The following is a 22,493-nucleotide window of genomic DNA, read 5'->3' on the forward strand; positions in this document are numbered from 1 at the left end:
TTAAAATCCAATGCAAAAATCGAAGGACCAAACCCCATGATTTCCAAGCGCGCCCAATCCGTTGCCCCCTCCGCAACACTCAAAATTTCATCCAAAGCAAAAGAATTGAAACGACAGGGGAAATCAATTATCTCCCTGAGTGCCGGAGAACCCGACTTTAAGACGCCGGAACATATTTGTGACGCTGCAATCCAGGCCATCAAAGATGGGTTCCATGGCTATACGATGAACACCGGGACACCGGAGCTGCGCAAAAGTATTTCCATCAAGCTGCAGCGCGATAACGGGCTCTCCTACGATCCTTCGCAAATTATCTGTACCAATGGAGCCAAGCAGGCCCTGGGCTTCAGCATGCTGGCCATGCTCGACGAGGGCGATGAAGTCATTATTCCTGCTCCCTACTGGGTCTCCTACCCGGAGATGGTTAAGATGGCCGACGGTACGCCGGTAACCGTTCGTACTTCTTTTGAAAACAACTACCGCATGAGTGCTGAGCAGCTGGAAGAGGCGATCACGGACCAGACCAAAGCAGTGATGCTGTGCTCCCCCTCCAATCCCACCGGCACCTGCTATACGGCGGAAGAACTGGAAGCCCTGGCAGAGGTGCTGCGAGCCCATCCGGAAGTCAATGTCATATCGGATGAAATCTATGAATATATTGTCTTTGAAGGCGAGCACATCGGCATATTGAATGTGGCTCCTGATCTAAAAGACCGCACCCTGGTCATCAATGGATTTTCCAAGGGCTTTGCGATGACGGGATGGCGGCTGGGATATCTGGCCGGCCCACAGGCATTTGTAGATGCTGTTGCCAAAATACAGAGCCAGGAAACCTCAGCGCCTTCCTGCATATCACAGAAAGCCGGTGAAGCGGCCTATCGCGGCAACCTGGATGCGGTGCACACCATGCGCGACTCATTCAAGGAACGCCGTAACTTTGTGGTTGAAAAATTATCCGCCATTGATGGCGTGAAGTGCTTCAAACCCTCCGGGGCCTTTTATGTTTTCCCGGACATCTCTCATTACCTGGGCACCGAGACCAAAAGCGGTGAAACCATCGACAGCAGTACCGACTTATGCCTGTACCTGATTGAAGAGCATGGACTGGCAGCCGTTCCCGGCGATGCTTTCGGAGAACCCAACGGCATCCGTCTCAGCTACGCCTCCGGCATGGATGAGCTCAGGGAAGCCATCAACCGCCTGGAAACAGGACTCGGCGACCTGTCCTGAAAATATGACCAGCAGTGCGTGCCTTGGCACGGTTTATGCTTATTTGAGGTGCTGAAGATTTAACTAATTAATCATTCGTGATATAACATTATGCCTACATACGAATACAAGCGAGAAGACGGATCAACCTTCGAAGTTAAACAGAGTATTAACGATGATGCCCTGGAAACCTGCCCCGAAACCGGACAGAAAGTGAAACGGGTAATCAGTGGCGGAGGCGGCGTCGTATACAAAGGCGACGGATGGTATGTCACCGACTACAAGGACAGCGACCGCAAGGAAAAGCGCGCCGAGGCCGCAAAGAAAACCAATGGTGACGCCTCCGCAGGCAGCTGCCCGGCCAACGGTGCCTGCCCGGCGGCATCATAAGCTCCAATTAGTGCCAACCTGAACCGAATAGTGTGGATTCCGACCGTTCCCAAACTCATAAAGAGGCCTTAGAGCAGTTTGTACTGCTGTGGGGAGAGATGGCATCGGCCTGGGGCATCAACAGAACGATGGCACAAATCCACGCCCTGCTGTACGCCGAGGCCGACCCCCTGGATACCGATGCCATCATGAAGCAGCTGGACATCAGCCGGGGCAATGCCAATATGAATCTCCGCAACCTGTTACAGTGGCAGCTGATCCACAAAGTGCACTTCAAGGGAAGCCGCAAGGATTACTATACGGCCGAAAAGGAGGTTTGGAATATAGTTGCCACGATCATCCGAGAACGCCAGCAGCGCGAGGTTGCCCCCATCCGTCAAAATCTGAATGAGTGTCTCCAGCTTTTTGAAGAAAAAGAAGAACTCTCGCCAGAGGAACAGGATTTCCGTGAACGGATTGAGAATTTTACGGAGTTCCTGGAGATGTTTGAACGATTCACCGAGGCCCTGTTGCCCTATATCAACAAGCGGAACCTCAAATTCTTAAAGCAGCTCGTAAAACTTGCCGAGATGAAACACACCATCACCGGCAGCGATTCCTCATCCTCCGAAACAGACTGAGCAATAGCATATGAGTTCCAAGTCAACCAGAGAGATCGGCCATGAAGGGGAGGAACTGGCAGCAGCCTACCTGGAATCCAAGGGTTATACCATTCTGGAGCGTAATTATCATTTTGAACACGCCGAAGTTGACATCGTTGCCTACGATAATGAGACATGCATTGTCTTCGTTGAAGTCAAACGTCGGTCCACCAACCGCTATGGAGAACCTGAAGCGTATATTGACCAGGAGAAAATGGAAAATGTCTACAAAGCAGCCGAAGCCTGGATCTATGAACGCAAAATGGACGGAGCCCCGATCCGTTTTGACATCATTTCCATATTGCAAGCCGAAGGGGAAGCGCCAGAAATAAGGCATTTTGAGAATGCCTTTACCCGTGGAAGGTCATAAACGCTGTGCTCCCCCTGTTTTAAGGCATTGCGTTTCAGTAATGTTTTGTTGTATCTTTACTTCCTGTTGACGGGCATTAACTTTTAAATATTCACCGTGATGGACATAACACATTTGAACCCCCTTCGCTGGCGGAAGTCTTTTCTGGCTGTTGTGCTTGGGGGCATGGTGTTCATCTGGTTTGCATTCTTCGATACCTACAGCATCTGGACGCGCATTGAGCTTAACCACCGTCTGGAGGAGCTCCAGACCAAGAAAAAAGAACTGCAGCAGGAAACGCTTATTCTAAAAGACAAAATCGAAGACCTGGAAACTGATCCCGCCCTTCTTGAACGCATTGCCCGAGAAGAATACGGCATGAAGAAAGAAGGAGAAACCGTTTATAAAATCAAGGAAGTGGAGTGATCGGTTCTTCCATTTTACACTTCATTTCTTAGTACAACTCCCTTATACTACGGAAGCTTTAACCGCATAACCCCTGCTGTTTCCTGACAGGCAGCATCCCATGCCCGCTTTCAGCAATACTTCCAAATGAACAGATCCCCCACATATGTATCAACTGTTTTGTACCCCTTCTGCGGGTTCTTTCTGGTACTGTTTCTATGTATGGGCAGCCTGCTGCATGCCCAGGATTTGGATCTGCCCGTTGATACACTCCAGCAGGAACGGGAAGGACAACAGGGAGCTCGCTCCCAGCAGGGATCGGGAACGGCCCCCACCCCCGAACAGGAGGGACAGATCAATTTTCAGTCCAGTGATTCGCTGGTTTTCGTCTTTGACACAAGCCGTACAGCCACCCTCTATGGGTCCGCCTCGGTTGCACATTCGGCCGGGCAGCTCAAAGCGGGAAAGGTCTCTCTCAACCTCGACAGCAATATTGTCAGTGCCGACACGCAGACGCCCGAAGACACTCTCTCCAAGCCAGTCCTGACCCGCGAAAATAACCAGGTGCGCAGTAATCGCATCGATTTTAACTACAAAACGGAAAAGGGGCGTTTTGAAGTAGCACGCATCAGCATCCAGGATGGCAATGTCACGGGTACACGCGTCAAGAAAACGGCGCCTCATGTGGTCTTTCTCGAAGACGCCATCTACTCGACCTGTAATCTTGACCATCCCCACTATTACATTAAAGCAGACCGGATGAAGGTGGTAGATGAAGAAAAAGTCTTCTTTGAGAAAGCGCGCCTGTATATCCTGGACATCCCCTATCCCCTTGTCTTTCCCTTTGGATACCTGCCCGGCAAGTTCGACCGGCAACAATCGGGTCTCCTGGAGCCTACCTACGCCTTCCAGAATAAACAGACACGCGGTATCGGCCTTCAGAACCTGGGTTGGTTTCAGTATTTCAACGACTATATCACGGCCCAGGCCTCAATGGACATTTTTACCTCGGGAAGCTACTTTGTGGATGCACAAACCAACTACCGGCTCCGCGACAAATTTGACGGCAGTATTCAGCTTGGATACTCCAAAGAGCGGCGTGGACTGGAACCGACAGACCCAAGTTTTTCAACCAACGTCCAAAAAAGGTTGGCGGTGTCTCACCAGCAGGATTTCTCGCCCTACGCCAGCTTTAATGCCAATATCAACCTGCGGACGGCAGACTACTATCAGCAAAACTCCTATGATGTCAATGACCGGGCGGAAACAAGCACCAGTTCAAATATCAACTACCGGTATCGTCATCCCGAGAACCTGTACAACTTCAATATATCCGTACGTCAGAACCAAAACTTCAAAACCAACGTAACGCGCCTTTCCGGTCCGGACATGAATTTTAGCCTCAAGCGCTTCTCTCCGTTTGAAAATGAACAAACAACCTCCCAGGACCAGAAATGGTATGAAAATGTTTCCGTGAGCTACCAGAACACCTTCGACTCGGAATTCAACTACTCCCCGGTTCGCCGAGACTCGGCGCGTTACAACTGGTTTGAAGCATTGATAAATCCGAGCAAATACAAGGCCGCAACCGGAGATAGTGATCACTACCAGTATGGATTTCGCCAGCAGGCTGATGTCAGCCTGGGGCAGATTCTCAACAGCCGGTTCCTCAATCTAAGCGCCAATGCCAATTACAATGAATACTGGTTTCCCACAAGCACACGCAAGTCTTTCGTTCCCGATTCCAATGAGGTGGTCGATCGCAGCGTCCGGGGCTTTACCACGGCACGTGATTTTTCGACAGGCCTGAGTTTCTCCACCACTGTTTATGGGCTGATGAATGCCAAAGTTGGAAAGATTCAAAGTTTTCGGCATACGCTGCGACCATCGCTTTCGCTTAGCTACCGGCCCGATTTCAGCAGCGACTTCTGGGGATTCTACCGAACCGTACAAACCGACAGCACGGGACGCACGCAACGTTATTCCATTTTTGAAAATGAAGTGTTCAATGGTCCGGGACGAGGAGAACAGCGGGCCCTGGGCTTCAGCCTCAACAACACATTCGAGGCCAAGCAGGTGAAGCGTGACTCCACGGGTGAGAAACAAGAAAACGTCATTCGGCTCATCGATCAGCTGAGCCTAAGCTCAAGCTACAACTTTGCAGCCGACAGCCTCAAACTGGCAGACCTCAATACCTCGTTTTCAGCCCGCATTGTAGATGGCATGAGCATCAGGGCCAGCGCCAATTTCAATTTCTATGACCGGGATGAGAGCGGAAATAAAATTGACCGGTACCTGCTGACCACTTCCGGCAAGCCGTTTGAAATGACCCGGTTTTCCGCCAGCACCAGCTACTCCTTTGAATGGGGAAGCGGCGGCTTAAGAACAAACAACAGAAAACCCCATTTCCCGGAAAACTACGACCCGCTTAATCAGCGCCTATTCCATCCTGTAGATCCGCATTTCAACACTCAGCCCGTCCAGGAGTTCAATTCTCCCTTTTCCTTCTCAGTAAACTTCAGCTACCGGTGGAATTTAAACCCCAGGGGCAATAACCGGACGTCGGCCACCATCAATGCCAACAACATCAATCTCAAGCTGACACCGCGCTGGGACTTCCGAACTCAGATTGGCTATGATTTTGTCCGCCAAGAACTCACGCCCTCGCAGTTTTCGCTCAACCGGAGCATGCACGACTGGAATCTTTCCTACACTATGAACCCTTTCGGCGAGTTCCAGTACTATTTCTTTTCACTTCGAATCAATGCCGGACGGCTGCAGGGCATCATCCAGAAATTGCCCATCCTCAATAACCTCGAACGGAGTTCCAGCCCAACCGGACGAGCTCCCCGCGGCTTTTAGCGGTCCCGCTGTTCCATATACTTGATGACATATTTTCCCAGGACGTCAAATTCCAGGTTTATGGCGTCCCCTTCCTCCCTGGCTTTCAAGTTGGTATGCTCGAAGGTATAGGGAATAATCGCCACCGTAAAGGCATGATCCTGCTCATCGGCCACCGTAAGACTGATGCCATCCAGGGCGACACTTCCGCGGCCAACCACAAGAGCGGCGTTCTCGGGCGGATAGGAAACGGTTATCAGCCAGTCGGTTCCCTCCTTCTGGATTTGCTCTATGGTTCCCACCGCATCCACATGGCCCTGCACGAGGTGACCATCCAGAAGCTGGTCGGGCCGCAGCGACCGTTCTAAATTCACGGGATTGCCCTCTTCAAGCGTTCCGATATTCGTCTTGCGCAGCGTCTCCTCAACACTTTGCACCGTAAAAGTTGCTTGATCATGACGTGTTACCGTATGGCATACGCCGTTTATACTGATGCTCTGGTCAATGTTCAGTTCGCCGGCAAACGAGCAGCCAATGGTAAGTTCCCTGCCGCCATCCAGCATGTTGATCCTGTTCAATTCTCCTACTTCCTGAATAATGCCTGTAAACATAGGTTGAGTATTGTTAAAAGTATCCGCTAAATAGTAAATCCTTGCCTACCTGCTGCCACTCTACATCCCGGAAATCCAGGACTTCGTCCATATGATTGATCCCCACCCCCATCACCGATCGGGTCCCACCGCCCAGTATTTTCGGGGCAATAAAACATTCGACCTTGTCCACCAGGCGTTCGCGCAAAAGCGCTGAAGCCAGGTTCTGCCCCGCCTCAACAAGGATGGAGGTAATGGATAAGCCGCCCAGTTCGTCTAGCGCCTTCCCGAGATCTGTATGCCCCTCCTTTTCATCAATCAAAAGGGTCTTGCCGCGAAAATAATCAGACTGCAGCATACTAAGCATCGGATCGGCTTCATTCCGGTATTTTTCCTTGTTGTGAGTCAGCCTGATCGTTTTCTCCTCATACTGATCGGTAAAAAGATTGAGCTCTTCCGGCAAGTCCAGCGGACCATCGATGACTATGCGTCTGGGCTGTCGCCCCTCGACATGGCGAACGGTCAGTCTCGGGTTGTCCAGCAGCGCCGTATTTCGACCGATCATCACCGCATCATACCGACTCCGCCAGTGATGTACCATCGTACGCGCCTCAACTCCACTTATCCACTCGGAATTGCCATCCGGCGCCGCAATATATCCATCCAGTGTCTGTGCCATCTTGAGTGTCACAAACGGCCGGTTGAAGGTGTGATAGTGCAGGAAGAACTCATTCAGTCGTTTGGCCTTATCCTCCAGCAGTCCCACCTCAACGTTTATGCCCCGTTCACGGAGATATGCAATCCCTTTTCCTGCCACTTGGGGAGTGGGATCCTCCATGGCAACCACAACGCGCCTGATCGGGAGTTCAGCCAGCATCTCGCAACAGGGAGGCGTCTTTCCGTGATGAGCACACGGTTCCAAGGTCACATAAACCGTCGCACCTTCGAGCAGATCAGGGGCAACAACCGAGTCTACCGCATTTTGTTCGGCATGCGCCTGGCCATACCGCTCGTGATAGCCCTGGCCGATCTTCTCTCCTTCGGCTGAAACAATCACACATCCAACCATCGGATTGGGGGAAACATAACCCGCACCGCGTTCCGCGATCTCGAGTGCGAGCATCATCCATTTGCTGTCGGCTTGTGTCATCTGTTCATCAAGAACGTTCCGAATTCCGTTTGTCAAAATAGGTAAAACAAAACAGGGCAAGAAGCGTTCCCTCCTGCCCTGATGGTCAACAAAATCAAGCTTGTTACGTCTTGTGAAGAATACAGCCAGCGCCTAGCCCTGCAGAACGTCAGACCGGTTGTCTTCAATCTCAGCCTCTTCGCGCAGTTCTTCAACCCACGTGTTGAGGAAAGCGGCCCCTTTGGATTGTCGCAGCTGCTGACGAATTTCACTGCGCTGCGCCTGCGTCATATTGGACACATCGGCTCTGTCAAGATTGACAACCCGTACCACGAATACCGCACTGGTACCCTTGACCGGCCCCGACTGCTCTCCCTGCTCCAATCCAAAAACAGCACCAACGACCGAAGGCTCACGTCCGGCGCCCGGAAGCGTTGTTGCATTCTTGGAAACACTCTGGGCACTACCCACTTGCTTACCAGTGGCTTCCGCCAGCGCTGCGAGGTCACTGTTCTGATCAAGCAGCTCCTGAACCCGCGCAGCCGTCATTTCTTTGCGCTTCTCGTTGGTTACCGTTGTCCGGATCTGCTCCTTTACCTGTTCAAAAGGCTGAACCCCGGACGGTGTTATTTCCGTCACATTGAGAACCACAAACTGACCTGACAGTTCCAAAGGCTCCGAAATTTCGCCTTCTTCAGCATTGGCTAAATAGTTCATGATCTGCTGGCTCTGGCCAATGCCGGAAATAAAATTTGTGCCCTTGGTAGCCAATCCTTCCTTCAGTTCCAGCCCTCGCCGCTCTGCTTCCGCTTCGAAACCGTCCTCTTCGGCGAAAAAGCTGAAGTCATCAGCTTCCTTTGCCTGTTTATCGACCGTTGCAATAGGATCAGCCGTAATATCGAGGCTAAAGGGTACAAAGCTGACCTCAGAACCACTTTCCGCTACCTTTTTGAGCAGGTACACCCGGCCCTGGTCGCGAATAACCTCACTGACTTCCCCGGTTTCCAGCTCAATAACCGGTGCAAACAGTTCGCGAACTTCGTCCTCCTCAACCGTTCGCACGCTGTAGGGCGTCGTGGACTGGTAGCTGTTCAGGAAAAGAGAATCATTTTCTGCCTCGGCAAAATCCGTGCGCAGATCTTCCATCTCCTTCAGTGTTCGGGCCGTATCCTGCCGGGTCGGCGTTTTATCAAAACTCACATAATTAAATCGGTAGGTCTCGTTGCGTTCGAACTGCTGCTGATGATTCTCATAATAGGTCCTCAAATCATCCTCAGTCACCGTAATATCACTTTCGGAGACCTCTGCATAGGGAAAACGAACATAGGAGAGGTCTGCCCGCGTGTTATTGCGGATATACTGCTGTTCCACCTCATACTGGCTCACTTCCAGAGACGACTGCAGATAATTATTCATTTTCTGCTGGCGCCGTTTCTGACGCATCTGCTCCTCAATGGCAATCCAGAGCTGCTTGTTCTCCGGCGATTCGATGGCCGTCTTCAATGCAACCCGGTCGATGGTGCCATCTTCGCGCTGGAACTGCTGACGGATAAAAGGATCCGGGTTCTCACCGGTAATCATATTAACCACTTCCTGGTCTGTCACTTCAATCCCCAGCTCTTCCATTTTCTGCTGCAGCAGCTTTCCGGTCACGATCTCATCCCACGCGCGCTGCTCAAAGTTGGCCCGCATTTCGGCATCAACAGCATTACCCGTCTGCTGGGAGTACTGCTCCACATAATAGTTTATCCGGTTATTGTATTCCTCAAGATCAATGGTCTCCCCGTTGACGGCTCCAAGGGATCGGGAACCACGCTGGAGGACATCAAAAAAGTTGGTGTCTGCCAACATCCATAACAATCCAAATGAGAAAATGAGTACCCACAAAATCACACTGGTACTTTTTCTCATTTTATCCATTACACCCATAAATAAAACCTCTTATCTTCGTCTTTTTTATATTGCAAAAGCTATTAAATTCTTTCTGCTACTAAGCCTGTAAATATACAAGAAGCCTACGCTAAGAGCAATTCAGCGCCCTACAAAAGTTTTTAAAGGCTTTAAGCAGACAAGATTATGATCCAGGTATCGGTCAGATGCTAGAAAACCTCAATTAACCGCATGTGCTTGAGATATTTACCAGGATCTTCATTGATATTTTTTATCAGCAGGTCCATTTCTCCGGACAAACTTTCCAGGTTATTGTAGAGGGCGGGGTCGTTAACCAGCTTGCCCAGGCTACCCTCCCCATTGTTAATCTTGATCAGCATTTTACGCAATTCACGATTGGTCTGGGTCAACTCGCTGCTCAAGACTTCAAGTTCGTTTAGCGAGCGATCCAGGCCCGCCATCACAGAATCAATGCGGGATTTATTCCGGGCACTTATCGTATCCATGTTGGCTAAAAATCCGTTGGCGTGCGCTATACTTTCTTCCAGGTCTGAACGCCTGTTGCGGAACAGAGTGGCAACTTCATCGGTTGTGGTTTGCAGGTTGGTCAGGGTCGTATCGATTTTGCCCTGGGCCTCCTCATCGATCATGGAATTCAGCTCCGCCAGAAGGCTGTTGAGTTTTTCAAAAGATTCGGAGACATCTTCGCTGAGTTGCTGACCCTGGTTTTTCAAGGTTTCCATCATCCCTCCATCATATACTCCTTTTATCCGGTCACGGTGTTCCAAATACTGCTCGGAGTCGCCTCGCTGAATGACCACGGCTTTCTCGTCGAGCAGCCCGGAAGATTGCAGGTGGGCCTCTGAGTCCCTGGGAATTTCCGTATCAAGGTCAAAGCTCATGCTAACCTCTACGCTGTCTCCCTTCAGGAGCTCCATGGACTTTACAGAGCCCACCTTTACGCCGCTGATGAAAACATAGCCGCCGGGGGTCAGCCCATCAGCTTGCTCAAAGTGGGTATAGATGATCTTTGACTGTCGAAACAGCGGCATATCCCCCATCAGGCGGTAACCGAAAAAACCGGCTACCAAGGCAGCCAAAATAGTTAATGCGACTTTTAATTCGTTACTTATCTTCAAAATATCTCCTGTTAACTTCTGATTTGATACTCACTGGCGGTAATAAAATCGATCAGTTTCTTATTATCACTTTTCCGCAGCTCCTCAACGGTGCCGTGCCAATATAGTTTTTGTTCTTCTAAATAAGCGACCCTGTCTGCAATTTTCAAAACGCTGTGGATGTCGTGCGTTACTACAATAGAGGTAATATTCAAATTTTCAGCCATTGAAATAATCAGCTGGTTGATCTCATCCGAGGTCTGCGGGTCGAGCCCGGAAGTCGGTTCGTCGTAAATGAGAAAATCGGGCTGCAAAATAGTTGCCCGAGCCAGGGCCACCCTTCTGCGCATACCGCCGGAGAGCTCTGCCGGTGACCGATCGCCGGTTCCAGCCAAATTAACCATCTCCAGCGCCTCTTCAACCTTCTGTTTGATCTGTGCTTCATCCAACTCTGAAAAATAACGCAAGGGGAAAGCAATATTTTCAAACGTATTGAGCGAGTCAAAGAGAGCTGAACCCTGGAACAGCACCCCGAAGCGCTGGCGCATCTTGCGTAGTTCTACATACTCGAGATCAAAAACATTCTTTCCATCGATGACCACTTCCCCGGAATCAGGATACATCAGGGCATTCAGATGCTTCACCAGCACCGACTTCCCGCATCCCGAACGACCGATGATAGCCACCGTCTCACCGTCCTCAATATCAAATGCGACATCTTCCCAGACCAGATTTGAGCCAAAACTTTTTGTGAGATTGCGTATCTCTATCATAAGTCATTCAAATGATTATAAAAATACCGCGGCGAGGACAAAATCAGCTAATAATACATAAATACAACTTAAAACCGTAGCCTGTGTTGTACTTTGCCCCACACCTTCGGCCCCTCCGGTGGCGTAATATCCTTTAAAGCACGAGACCGATGTGATAACGTAGCCGAACACAAAGGCTTTGAGAATGCCAAAGGTCACGTCCCAGGGAAAAAAGAACTCACGGGCCCCGGACATAAATTCAGCCGGCGGCAGCGCTCCGGAAAGATAGCCCGCAACAACACCTCCTATGATGCCTGATACACTGGCAAAAATATAAAGCAACGGAAACATGATCAGTCCCGCCAGAACACGAGGAAGCACCAGGTACGAAACCGAATTGAACCCCATCGACTCCAGGGCATCTATCTGTTCACTGACCCGCATCGTGCCCAACTCCGTGGCTATCCGTGCGCCAACCTTCCCTGCCAGCACCAGGCTGGTAATCACCGCAGCCAGCTCAATGAGCAGCGATTCAGAGGTAATGGCACCAATAACCGAAATCGGGATAAAGGCTATATCAAGCTGGTAGGCCGTCTGTATAGTCATAACCGCGCCTGTAAAAACTCCGGTCAGGAGTACGATAGGCACGGATTCATAGCCGATTTTCAGTAATTCGCTCACCAGGTTCTTCTTATACGTATTAACCTCGTATAGCGACCGCAGTGACCGATACAGCAACAGGCTATACTTTCCTAATTTTTCAAGTGCTTCCATAATTGTTCTTTTCCTAAAACAACCATGGAAACTATTAAATTTCTATGTCGTTGTCATTTCGAGCGCTTTATTTTTTCAACTATATTACAAGCTCGAAAAGTCAGCTGGTATCTATAACACCCATGCACCGATTTTACAACAATATTATTGACAATATTATAGCACTGCGTATCGGCATTGCCAGTGTTATTCTGCTGATCGTTTTTGTTATCGGTTCAACGGGATACCACCTGATTGAAGGCATGAACTTTTTCGATGGTTTCTACATGACCTTCATCACCATTACCACCATTGGTTTTTCAGAACTGACAAACCTGTCGGCAAGCGGCCGCATATTCACCATGATTATTTTCCTCATGGGTATCGGCGTGATCTCGTATATTGCCTCACAGACCACACAACTAATTTTTGAAAGTGAACTCTTCAGGATACGGGCTATGAAAAAGCAACTGCAAAAAATGGAGGATCATTACATTATAGCAGGCTATGGAAGGATCGGACACCGGATTGCCGAAGTGCTGCAGGAAGCCAATATCCCTATAGTGGTCGTAGAAAACCAGGAAAGCAGCATTGAACGCATTCGCAACAACAAGCTGCTGTATGTTTCGGGAGATGCCCAGGATGAAGATATATTGATAGAGGCCGGCATCAAGCGGGCCAAAGGCCTCATCTGCACCCTGTCTCGCGATCAGGATAATGTTTTTGTTACCCTGATCGGCCGGGAAATTAATCAGGATATTTTTATTTTAGTGCGCACAAACCAACACCAGAACACCAAAAAAATTCTGCGGGCCGGGGCTGACAAAGTAATTTCACCCTACGAAATCGGGGCCGATCGGATGGCCAACGTCATCCTGCGTCCCCATGTAGACCAGTTTATCAATCGTATTCAAAGCGGTACCCATCGGAAACAGGTTCAGGATCACGTTTTTGATGAAGTCAAGGTCTTTGAGGGATCGGAACTGGATGGAAAAACACTTTCCGAAGCCCAGATACGTCAAAAATATTTTGTCGTCATTATTGCAATCATCCCCCGTGACAAGGAAGCCATTCGCTTCAATCCCGGCAGTGATGATCTGATTTCTGCCGGCGATTCCCTCATCGTACTCGGAGATATCGAACGCATTAAACATCTGCGGCACGAGGGATGCGACGACTACCGTTCGCTGTCGGAACGCGTCTCCCGACACGCATTCACCAAACATTTTAACTCACAACAAGAAGATACACAGTCAGCATGATACGATATTTAACAGCCGGAGAATCACACGGCCCCCAGCTTACAGGCATCATCGAAGGCATACCCGCAGGACTCTCGATTACAGAAGATGAAATTGCTCTCCACCTGGCTCGCCGCCAGAAAGGTTATGGACGGGGCGGGCGCATGGCTTTCGAAAAAGATCGTGCTGAAATTCTTTCGGGGGTTCGCTTCGGAAAAACGACCGGGGCACCTATTGCCCTCCAGATGCCCAACCGGGCCTTTGAAAAGGATGACGCCAATTGGCCCAAAGTAATGAACAAGGAGGGAGACGGCGAGGATGTGGATCCGATAACCGTCCCTCGTCCGGGCCACGCCGACCTCACCGGGGTTCAAAAATACCGGTATGACGATATACGCCCCGCTATCGAGCGCTCCAGTGCCCGCGAAACCGCCATGCGGGTTGCCTGCAGTTCCATTGCCCGCAAATTTCTGAACCATTTTGGCATCGAAATCGGGGGACATGTAACCCAGATCGGGAGTATCGGCTATGATGACCCCTGGGAGTCGGTTCGCACCCGCGTAGACCCGATGCTGGATGAAGGAGCGGAAACCGTATTTCGTGCCGCGGATGAATCGCCGGTACGTTGTCTTGATGAAGAGCTTACCCAACAGATGCGCCAGGAGATCATCGTCCGCCGCAAGGAAGGCAGCTCGCTCGGCGGGCACTGGGAAGTTCTGGTCACGGGCCTGCCCACCGGCCTGGGCAGCTTTGTACACTGGGACCGGAAACTGGACGGACGACTGGCCCAGGCCGTCATGGGAACCCAGGCCATGAAAGGCGTTGAAATAGGACAGGGATTTGAAGCGGGACGCCGGCACGGCCAGGTTGTTCATGATGAAATCACCTATGAGAACGAGGCATTCAGCCGCCGTACCAACCGAATGGGAGGTATTGAGGGAGGTATCTCCACCGGTATGCCGCTGATCGTTCGCGGCGTAATGAAACCAATACCGACCATGCTGACGCCCATCTCTACCGTAGACATCAATACGAAGGAGGAAAAAGATACGCGATACGAACGATCCGATGTCTGTGCCCTGCCCCGTGCTATCGTGGTTATTGAGAGTGTTATTGCACCGGTTTTGGCCAATGCCTTCCTGGAGAAATTCGGGGGAGATTCCATAGAAGAAATTGAAGAACGGTATCACAACCGCTAGGGATATCATCTACCCGCGGTAAAATTTCCTTTTTCAGGAGCAGAATTTAAGTATCTTCACCTTAGCAGGGTTTTCAGCTTGGCCTGTCGGGCCCGGCGATATAATAAAACAGGGCACGAACGTTAGTACAACGGGAGGCCAAGCAGGACCTTTCAGTGATCTTTTTAACTGTACCAGGCTTCGATATGAATAAAGAGAGGCAGTCAAAAATCAAGCAGCTGGCCCGGCAAATTAAAAAGAATCCAAAAGATTCCTTTTCCAAATTTGCCCTGGCCCTTGAATTCCGGAAACAGGGGGCCTTCGGGAAGGCCCGTATTTTATTCGAGGATATCCTGAAGAACGATCCGGATTATATAGGGGTCTATTATCACCTGGGGAAGCTGTATGAGATGCACGACCGCTTGTCTGATGCCCGGAAAATGTATAAGCTTGGTATCCCCAAAGCCGAACAACAACAGAAACTACGTACCAAATCTGAACTGCAGGAAGCCCTGCAGCATCTGGAATTTGAAATGGACAATTAAAATCCCCATGAAAGTCACCACTTTTCTTCTCAGCCTGATCGTCCTTGCCCTATTCATCCCCCGCGACCTGCATGCCCAGGATACCGTAACCCATACCATTCAGAAGGGGGAAACGCTCTTCGGCATTGCCAGGCAATATGACACTGAAGTTCAACAGCTCAGAAGATGGAATGACCTGAAGGCCGATGAGCTCTCGGTGGGTCAATCCATTATTGTCGGCAAGGAAGGAGAAGCATCTCCGGCAAGCGGCACCGGCGAAACACAGCAGCATACCGTAGAGAAAGGGGAAACGCTTTTTTCCGTATCCAAGCAGTATCAAGTGACCATTGCCGAACTCAAGGCCTGGAACAACCTGACTGCAAACAACCTAAAAGTAGGGCAAACCCTGACTATCCATCCCTCCGAATCGACTGAACCGCAGGAGGAACCGATCACGGTGGAAAATACAGCACAGCAAAATACAACCTATTTGGTGAAAAATAACGATTCCCTGTACGGAATTGCTCAAAAACACGGCATGTCTGTCGCCCAGCTGAAAAAACTGAATAACCTTTCCTCCAATACCATTCGCGTGGGACAGGAACTAACCGTGCGCTCTTCTTCGTCGACCCCCTCGGTCGCATCTTCATCAACCTCCTCAACCGCACCTCAGGGACGATTCATCAAGCACCGAATAAGCGGGGGAACTACCACCGTGGCCCAGCTTGCAAAAAAATTCCACATGGACGAAGAGGAGTTCAGGGCCCTGAATACCGATATCCAGTCAGACCGCTTGCGAAATGGACAGGAGGTGACCGTTCTTACTCCCTCCAGCAAAAGCTTTAAAAACCCCTACATCAAGAACAGCAGCTCAATGAGCAGTCTCGGGACCGTCACCATTTCGCAGTACGACGCTTCCGACAAAGCAACACCCACGACCAGCGGCGATCTCTACAACCCCGAAGCTTTAACAGGCGCCCATCCCAATATTGCGCTGGGATCCATCATATTTGTCAAAAATCCGCAGTATCCGCACGGTGTTTTTGTACGAATTAATGATCGTATTTCCGGCAAGGGACTTAAACTTTCAACTGCGGCCTGGAATACACTCCATTTTGCCGGATCCAGCGCCTCAGCGATGATATATCAAGATTGATGCCCAACATTAAGCAACCGATACAACGATATTTTACGACTACACACTCACTGCTCTACAGCTACCTGGTCAGTCTCCCGCTGCTGCTGCTGTACGAAGTGCTGATCTTCATATCCCAGCCAGACAGCAATCAGGTGGTCCGGATCTCCGTGGATATTTGGATCAAAATGCTCTTCTCCTATGTGGGGCAGGATGTGCTGTCAATAACGCTGATCCTGGTCGCACTAATCGGGATTTACATCCTGTACCGCGAACGTGACAAACTCTCCTCGCTCAGGTTCAGCTATTTTATGACGATGCTGATCGAGGCTTCCGTCTACGCCTTTGTTCTTTCTGTTCTTATTTCCATAACTGTTGCCAACCTCCTGCAGATGATACAGGCCTCTCCTGTAGAAAGTTTATCACTGGTGCAGCAAATGGCCCTCTCCCTGGGGGCCGGCCTGTATGAAGAATTGTTTTTCCGGGTGCTTCTGGTCTCAGCCCTGCTCTGGTTTTTCAATTCCTTTTTTGCTAAAAAGACCGCCGCCTATACAGCAGCCATCGTACTTGCAGCGGTAATATTCAGCCTGGTGCATTATACGGGATCCATGGGTGAAACCTTTACACTGGCTTCCTTTCTGTTCCGGTTTCTTTTCGGACTGGCACTCAATGCCATCTACCTCTGGCGCGGATTCGGTATGGCGGCATGGACCCATGCTATTTACGATCTGATGGTCATCGTCTTCTGATACCACTTCATTAAAAAGAGTAAATTATAGAGAGATCTTTAAGAAAGCTTCATAAATTTTTGGTATGTTATTTGAACATTTGCTTTACCTATGAGGCTCATTAGTGAAACTGATTAAGAATTTAGGATCAAAAGCTCTATTATAGTTGTATCAGTAAACAAGGAAGCAACATGCTTGAGGGCAATACAGACGGCTTTTTCAGAGCCAGCGGCGGTTAACCTCACAAACACTGTTTGGCAATCAAAATCTATTACAAAGGGATGGCCGAATTAACCACAGAAGAAATTCAGAAGCAGGAAGATTTCGAGGATGAAATCATTCCCCATCTGGATGCTATGTATAATTTTGCGCTGCGGCTGACCTCCGATCCCAGTGATGCCGAGGATCTGGTGCAAGACACGATTGTCAAAGCCTACCGATTCTTCAGCAGTTATGAGAAGGGTACCAATGCCAAGGCATGGCTCTTCCGCATCCTGAAAAATTCGTACATCAACAACTACCGGAAAAAATCAAAGAAACCCAACCAGGTAGACTACGATGAGGTTTCCACCTTCTATGAAACCATCCGGGCCGAACGTACCGATACCTCTGACCTGGAAGACAAAATGTTTCGCGAGCTGATTGATGATGACATTTCCAATGCCCTCGATGAACTTCCGGAAGATTTTAGAACGGTCGTCCTGCTTTGTGACGTGGAAGGGTTCACCTACGAAGAGATCGCAAATATGCTGGATGTGCCCATAGGAACCATCCGTTCACGCCTGCACCGCGGCCGCAACCTCCTGAAATCACAGCTGATGGAATACGCCAAGGAGCGGGGTTATCAACCGGATTAAAGCGGATAGAGCTACCTTCATGCCTCATTTTTCGCTGCCTGTTCCTCTTCCTGAAGCCTGTCAGCCGGAAGGATGACACGCATGGTGGTGCCCCGTCCAACTTCGCTGTCATGAATCAACAGCCGACCGTTGTGATAGCCCTCGATGATGCGCTTTGTCAGGCTAAGTCCCAGCCCCCATCCCCTCTTCTTGGTACTGTAGCCCGGTTTAAAAATTTCATGCTGGAATTTTTTTTCAATACCGACACCAGTATCTGTTATATCGATAAAGACTTCATTCTCCACGCGATATAGCTTGACTGTTACCTGGGCTTTGGCGGCTGAAGATTTTATGGCGTCCATCGCATTTTTAATCAGATTCTCCAGGGCCCACTGGAAAAGATCAGAATTCACCTTCGCCTGAACTCCCGAATCAAGCTGGCACAGCACATCCACATTCTCACCCAGCTTCGGAAGGCGGTGTTCCATATAGCCGACGACTTCCTGCACCATGGGCTGCAGACGCTGATATTTCAGCTCAGGCTCAGAACCAATTTTATTAAATCGATCAGCCACACCCCGGAGCCGGGTAACGTCATTTTCCAGTTCATCACAAATACGCTGCGTAAAATCATCTTTCTTTTCTTCACGAAGCAATTCCACCCAGCCGTAGAGACTTGACAAAGGAGTTCCCAGCTGGTGGGCGGCCTCTTTGGTCATTCCCACCCACAGATTTGACTGCTCAGAACGACTGATGGTCCTGTAGCTCACCAGCCCGATCCCGAGCAGCAGGGCCAGCAGGCTGAGCTGTATATAGGGAAAATACCGCAGATACCGTACCGTGGGGCTCTCTCCGTAATACACATATTGCATCTGGGAATATTCTTCATCCCCCAGCCTGATCTCAATCGGATCGTTCATGGAAGCATAATAGTCTATCAGCTCCTGGTTCAGTTTCGCATCGACATGGTTGGCAAAAATAATTTCATTCCGCTCATCCACGATGATACGCGGAACCAAAAACTGATCCTCACTCAGGACGATCTCCTGGGTTACAAAGGTCTGGGAGGCCCTGTCAGCTTCGGCATCCTCGATCAGGCTGATAACGCTGTCCGGGACTGAAGCACGACGGCGCAGGTAATCAACCGCCTCCAGCAAGCTTCGGCTTATCTCCTCCTGGGTAGGATCACTTGTATATTCAATAGCTTTGGCCCAGAGTTTTACACCCGACTGCTCCTGCTGGAGGATTCGACTGACCAGGTACTGGTTGTAAGCATAAGATCCTATGCCCAGTAAAATAAACAGCCCGATTAAGGCTATATTAATCCTGTTTGACGTGAGGTATGGTTTCATATAACCCGATTAGGGTAGGACTGGCATAATTATAAAATAACATCTGTATTTTTTTCAAAATAAAAAAGGCATCACCGGTTGATGATGCCTTTTTCAATACTATAGCATAATACTATGCCGACGCCTTTCTCTTCTCATAGACAGGCGGCGCGTTGTCATCTATCGTCTCTTTGGTAATCACGCAGCGCTCAATATTTTTCATGGATGGGAGCGTAAACATGATATCCAGCATAGAAGACTCCATAATGGATCGCAGCCCCCGTGCACCCGTTTTCCGTTTAAGGGCTTTCTCCACAATCCGTTCAAGGGCCTCTTCTTCAAAGATAAGCTCGACTCCTTCCATCTGGAACAGTTTTTTATACTGCTTGGTGAGAGAATTCTTGGGTTGAACCAGGATATCAATCATTGCGCTTTTTGAAAGCTGATGCAGCCCGGAAATCACAGGCAGACGACCAATCAATTCAGGAATCAAGCCGTAGCGCTGTAAGTCTTCAGGCTCAACATAAGTAAAGATATCCGGATCCTCGCGGTCGAATGTCACCTGCTTCTCCGAATGAAAACCAAGAGAGCTTACCGACAGGCGGCGGGCGATAATTTCTTCCAATCCGCTGAACGCGCCCCCGCAGATGAACAGGATATTCGATGTGTCAACCTGTATAAAACTCTGCTCAGGATGCTTTCGCCCTCCCTTGGGAGGGATATTCGCTACGGTCCCTTCCAGTATTTTCAGCAAGGCCTGCTGCACCCCCTCACCCGAAACGTCGCGGGTAATAGAGGGGTTATCGCTCTTTCGGGCCACCTTATCCACTTCATCAATATACACAATGCCGCGCTTGGCCTGTTCCACATCGTAATCGGCCGATTGGAGGAGGCTCGACAAAATACTTTCCACATCTTCGCCTACATAGCCGGCTTCGGTAAGCACCGTTGCATCGGCAATAGTAAAGGGCACATCAATGATGTTGGCCAATGTACGCGCCAACAGGGTCTTGCCGCAGCCTGTAGGCCCCAGCAGCATAATGTTGCTCTTTTCAACCTCGGTATCATCGAACTCATCCTGCAGCTCCGAGGTAATGCGCTTGTAATGATTGTAAACGGCTACCGAAAGCGTCTTTTTAGCCCCTTCCTGGCCAATTACGTAATCATCAAGCTTCGCTTTGATTTCCGCAGGCTTCAGGAGTGGCTGGTAGTTTTTCTCACGCTTTTTTGACATGGATGCCAAATCACTCTTCACAATGCCGGAGGCATCCGCCACACACCGGTCGCAGATATACACATCATCCGGGCCTGCAACCATGCTGTTCACTTCATGACTCGAACGGCCACAGAACGAACAGTGAATGGTATTGTCGTTATTATGTTGTTCCTTGTCACTCATAACATTGAGCTACTAAAGTATTGAAATTTAATTATCCTTGTCTTTATCCTTATCTCGCTTCATGATGTTGTCGATCAAGCCGTACTCCTGGGCCTCTTCGGCACTCATCCACTTGTTGCGGTCGGAATCCTCCATCACCTGCTCGGGATCCTTGCCGCTGTGCTTGGCCAGTATGTTGCTGATAAGCTTCTTGATACGCAAAATCTCCTGGGCCTCGATCTCGATGTCGCTGGCCTGTCCACGCACCCCGCCCAGCGGCTGGTGAATCATCACCCGGGCGTTGGGAAGCAGATTACGCTTCCCTGCAGCCCCTCCTGCCAGCAATACGGCGCCCATGGATGCCGCCATGCCCACGCAGGTTGTAGCCACATCACACTTAACATACTGCATGGTATCATAAATCGCGAATCCTGCAGAGACGACCCCACCGGGGCTGTTAATATAGAGGTTAATATCTTTTTCCGGGTCTTCTGATTCCAGGAAAAGCATCTGTGCCACGATAGAACTCGCCACCGCATCATTAACGGGAGTGCCAAGAAAGATAATGCGGTCCTTAAGCAGCCGCGAGTAAATATCGAACGCACGCTCGCCCCGCTCGGTCTTTTCAACAACCATGGGAACCAGGTTATTGTTTTGAATGGGGCTGACATCAGCGTTCTCTGTACCGGGCACTTCGTATAAAGGTTGCTTGTTCATAATCTGTTAAATAAGACTTGGTTAATTTCAGTAAGTAGTTGAGAAGATATCAGGCCTTTACCTTTTCATCATGCTTTTCCTGATAGGTTTCCTTGTCGATCTCATTGATCGCTACCTCTCCTTTCAGTTTCTCGAATACCTTCTCTTCACGGATGCTGTTGCGAAGGCTCTCGAGCTGCTGAGGATTCTGTGCAAAAAGGTTGCGCATCTGATCGATAGTTACTCCGTATTGCGCAGCCTGCATCTCCAAATGCTCGTCTATATCTTCGGGTTTTATCTCGATATCGTCAAATTTTTCCTGCAATTTTTCATTAAGAAAAAACCACTTTGCATCACGCAGTGCACGGTCATGCATATTTTCCTTGTATTCTTCTGCATCAAAATCTGCAGGAAGCTCACCACCGGACTGCTGCTGGACGCGCTGCACATACTGGTTCTTGACCTGTTCCACAAACACTTCCGGAACTTCGATATCATGTTGTTCAACAAGCTCATCGATCACATCGTTCTTGAAAAGATCATCTGCTGACTGATCATAATAATTCTGAATACGGCTTTTGACCAAGCTTTTGTACTCATCGGTATTCTTGGCCTCCTGATCGCTCTGCTGCTTGGCAAACTCGTCCGTCAATTCCGCCTTGTGCAATTTTTCCACTTTCTTGACAATCAGTCGAAAATCGTGCGTATGATCATCATGGCCTATTTCAACCTCCACTTCATCGCCCGCGGCATGACCAATCAAATCATCACGGAACTGCTCTGACTCCTCTTTGTTCAGGTCGATAACTTCCTCGGCGGCATTCTCCTCATCGGCCTCTCCATCTTCCAGCGGAATGGCATCGACAGTGACCCGGCTCGTCTCCGTAATCTCCTCTTCGACTTCCTCCCAGTTCCCCTGCTGTTTCAGCTGACGCTCAACTTCCTCCTCCACTTCTTCATCGGTCACATCATGCACGAGGCGATCGACGGAAATCTCTCCCAGGTCCTCCAGTTCGAATTCGGGACGGGCTCCTATTTTGAATTTAGCTTCAAGCTCATCATTCTCCCAGACAAGATCCAGCATCTGACTTTCGCCCACCGGCTCATATTCCGGAACAACCTTCTCCTCAAATACTTCCTGGACGTACTTGTTAATTTCCTCCTGCTCTATCTCATCGCCAAATCGTTTTTGCACAATCTTTAGCGGCACTTTGCCGGGTCGGAAACCGGGCATGTTAATCTGGCCACGGTATTTCTTGTAGGCCTCTTTAAACTTCGGCTCCAAGTCTTCGCGCCGGGCCGAAATTACAATTTCCTTGTCTACAGAGGTGATGTCATTTACAGTTATTTCCACGAAACTACTCCAAAAAGTATTTAAT

Annotated in this window: 22 protein-coding genes; 12 read left to right on the forward strand and 10 right to left on the reverse strand. The window is 49.7% G+C overall.

All coding sequences use genetic code 11. The features are described 5' to 3' along the window. The first annotated feature begins 36 nt into the window (after positions 1-36). The 6 genes from FN808_RS00535 to FN808_RS00560 all read left to right on the forward strand — a co-directional run bounded on the left by FN808_RS00535 (position 37) and on the right by FN808_RS00560 (position 5,856). Positions 37-1,230, forward strand: coding sequence for a pyridoxal phosphate-dependent aminotransferase (locus FN808_RS00535; protein WP_142712589.1), 1,194 nt, complete (start codon positions 37-39; stop codon positions 1,228-1,230). A 90-nt stretch (positions 1,231-1,320) separates the two neighbouring features. Continuing rightward, complete coding sequence (locus tag FN808_RS00540; RefSeq protein WP_142712590.1) at positions 1,321-1,599, forward strand: FmdB family zinc ribbon protein; 279 nt, start codon at positions 1,321-1,323, stop codon at positions 1,597-1,599. A 32-nt stretch (positions 1,600-1,631) separates the two neighbouring features. Then, on the forward strand, positions 1,632-2,219 hold the full coding sequence (locus FN808_RS00545; protein ID WP_142712591.1) for a GbsR/MarR family transcriptional regulator: 588 nt from the start codon (positions 1,632-1,634) through the stop codon (positions 2,217-2,219). 10 nt (positions 2,220-2,229) lie between these two features. Then, positions 2,230-2,610 (forward strand): YraN family protein, encoded by a 381-nt coding sequence (locus FN808_RS00550; RefSeq protein WP_142712592.1) that lies wholly within the window; start codon positions 2,230-2,232, stop codon positions 2,608-2,610. Between the two features lie 99 nt (positions 2,611-2,709). Next, entirely contained in the window at positions 2,710-3,015 is a 306-nt protein-coding gene (locus tag FN808_RS00555) for an FtsB family cell division protein (protein ID WP_142712593.1), read from the forward strand. Between the two features lie 201 nt (positions 3,016-3,216). Beyond that, on the forward strand, positions 3,217-5,856 hold the full coding sequence (locus tag FN808_RS00560) for a putative LPS assembly protein LptD (protein ID WP_142712594.1): 2,640 nt from the start codon (positions 3,217-3,219) through the stop codon (positions 5,854-5,856). On the opposite strand, the gene FN808_RS00565 is transcribed toward FN808_RS00560, so the two are convergent. The 6 genes from FN808_RS00565 to FN808_RS00590 all read right to left on the reverse strand — a co-directional run bounded on the left by FN808_RS00565 (position 5,853) and on the right by FN808_RS00590 (position 12,088). Beyond that, a complete protein-coding gene (locus FN808_RS00565; protein ID WP_142712595.1) occupies positions 5,853-6,446 on the reverse strand; it encodes a riboflavin synthase in 594 nt (197 codons plus the stop codon). The genes FN808_RS00560 and FN808_RS00565 overlap by 4 nt on opposite strands. 13 nt (positions 6,447-6,459) lie before the next feature. Then, a complete protein-coding gene (ribD, locus tag FN808_RS00570; RefSeq protein ID WP_246068245.1) occupies positions 6,460-7,611 on the reverse strand; it encodes a bifunctional diaminohydroxyphosphoribosylaminopyrimidine deaminase/5-amino-6-(5-phosphoribosylamino)uracil reductase RibD in 1,152 nt (383 codons plus the stop codon). Positions 7,612-7,707: 96 nt separating this feature from the next. Continuing rightward, a complete protein-coding gene (locus FN808_RS00575; protein WP_142712596.1) occupies positions 7,708-9,483 on the reverse strand; it encodes a SurA N-terminal domain-containing protein in 1,776 nt (591 codons plus the stop codon). A gap of 170 nt (positions 9,484-9,653) precedes the next feature. Next, positions 9,654-10,583, reverse strand: coding sequence for an MlaD family protein (locus FN808_RS00580; protein ID WP_142712597.1), 930 nt, complete (start codon positions 10,581-10,583; stop codon positions 9,654-9,656). 11 nt (positions 10,584-10,594) lie between these two features. Further along, complete coding sequence (locus FN808_RS00585) at positions 10,595-11,335, reverse strand: ABC transporter ATP-binding protein (protein WP_142712598.1); 741 nt, start codon at positions 11,333-11,335, stop codon at positions 10,595-10,597. A gap of 15 nt (positions 11,336-11,350) precedes the next feature. Beyond that, positions 11,351-12,088 carry an MlaE family ABC transporter permease gene (locus FN808_RS00590; RefSeq protein WP_142712599.1) on the reverse strand — a complete coding sequence of 246 codons (738 nt, stop codon included), beginning with the start codon at positions 12,086-12,088 and terminating at the stop codon, positions 11,351-11,353. Between the two features lie 122 nt (positions 12,089-12,210). On the opposite strand from FN808_RS00590, the gene FN808_RS00595 reads away from it, so the two are divergent. The 6 genes from FN808_RS00595 to FN808_RS00620 all read left to right on the forward strand — a co-directional run bounded on the left by FN808_RS00595 (position 12,211) and on the right by FN808_RS00620 (position 17,730). Next, positions 12,211-13,329, forward strand: a complete 1,119-nt coding sequence (locus tag FN808_RS00595) for a potassium channel family protein (RefSeq protein ID WP_185958173.1) — start codon at positions 12,211-12,213, stop codon at positions 13,327-13,329. Next, complete coding sequence (gene aroC, locus FN808_RS00600; protein WP_246068246.1) at positions 13,326-14,507, forward strand: chorismate synthase; 1,182 nt, start codon at positions 13,326-13,328, stop codon at positions 14,505-14,507. The genes FN808_RS00595 and aroC overlap by 4 nt, the downstream gene beginning before the upstream one ends. 185 nt (positions 14,508-14,692) lie before the next feature. Continuing rightward, positions 14,693-15,031 carry a tetratricopeptide repeat protein gene (locus FN808_RS00605; RefSeq protein WP_246068247.1) on the forward strand — a complete coding sequence of 113 codons (339 nt, stop codon included), beginning with the start codon at positions 14,693-14,695 and terminating at the stop codon, positions 15,029-15,031. Positions 15,032-15,038: 7 nt separating this feature from the next. Next, positions 15,039-16,166 carry a LysM peptidoglycan-binding domain-containing protein gene (locus FN808_RS00610; RefSeq protein ID WP_185958174.1) on the forward strand — a complete coding sequence of 376 codons (1,128 nt, stop codon included), beginning with the start codon at positions 15,039-15,041 and terminating at the stop codon, positions 16,164-16,166. Then, positions 16,166-16,894 carry a CPBP family intramembrane glutamic endopeptidase gene (locus tag FN808_RS00615; protein ID WP_246068248.1) on the forward strand — a complete coding sequence of 243 codons (729 nt, stop codon included), beginning with the start codon at positions 16,166-16,168 and terminating at the stop codon, positions 16,892-16,894. Before FN808_RS00610 ends, FN808_RS00615 begins: the two co-directional genes overlap by 1 nt. Before the next feature lie 260 nt (positions 16,895-17,154). Beyond that, positions 17,155-17,730 carry a sigma-70 family RNA polymerase sigma factor gene (locus FN808_RS00620; protein WP_142712602.1) on the forward strand — a complete coding sequence of 192 codons (576 nt, stop codon included), beginning with the start codon at positions 17,155-17,157 and terminating at the stop codon, positions 17,728-17,730. Between the two features lie 17 nt (positions 17,731-17,747). Here FN808_RS00620 and FN808_RS00625 read toward each other — a convergent pair whose 3' ends face one another. The 4 genes from FN808_RS00625 to tig form a co-directional block, all read right to left on the reverse strand. Next, positions 17,748-19,061, reverse strand: a complete 1,314-nt coding sequence (locus FN808_RS00625) for a sensor histidine kinase (protein WP_142712603.1) — start codon at positions 19,059-19,061, stop codon at positions 17,748-17,750. A gap of 112 nt (positions 19,062-19,173) precedes the next feature. Next, positions 19,174-20,439, reverse strand: coding sequence for an ATP-dependent Clp protease ATP-binding subunit ClpX (gene clpX, locus FN808_RS18785; protein WP_185958175.1), 1,266 nt, complete (start codon positions 20,437-20,439; stop codon positions 19,174-19,176). A 27-nt stretch (positions 20,440-20,466) separates the two neighbouring features. After that, positions 20,467-21,135 carry an ATP-dependent Clp endopeptidase proteolytic subunit ClpP gene (gene clpP / locus FN808_RS18790; protein WP_185958176.1) on the reverse strand — a complete coding sequence of 223 codons (669 nt, stop codon included), beginning with the start codon at positions 21,133-21,135 and terminating at the stop codon, positions 20,467-20,469. Between the two features lie 49 nt (positions 21,136-21,184). Then, a complete protein-coding gene (tig, locus tag FN808_RS00635; RefSeq protein WP_142712604.1) occupies positions 21,185-22,468 on the reverse strand; it encodes a trigger factor in 1,284 nt (427 codons plus the stop codon). Between the last annotated feature and the right edge of the window lie 25 nt (positions 22,469-22,493).

It is taken from the genome of Fodinibius sediminis (genome assembly GCF_900182555.1).
In the GTDB taxonomy this organism is placed as follows: domain Bacteria; phylum Bacteroidota; class Rhodothermia; order Balneolales; family Balneolaceae; genus Fodinibius; species Fodinibius sediminis.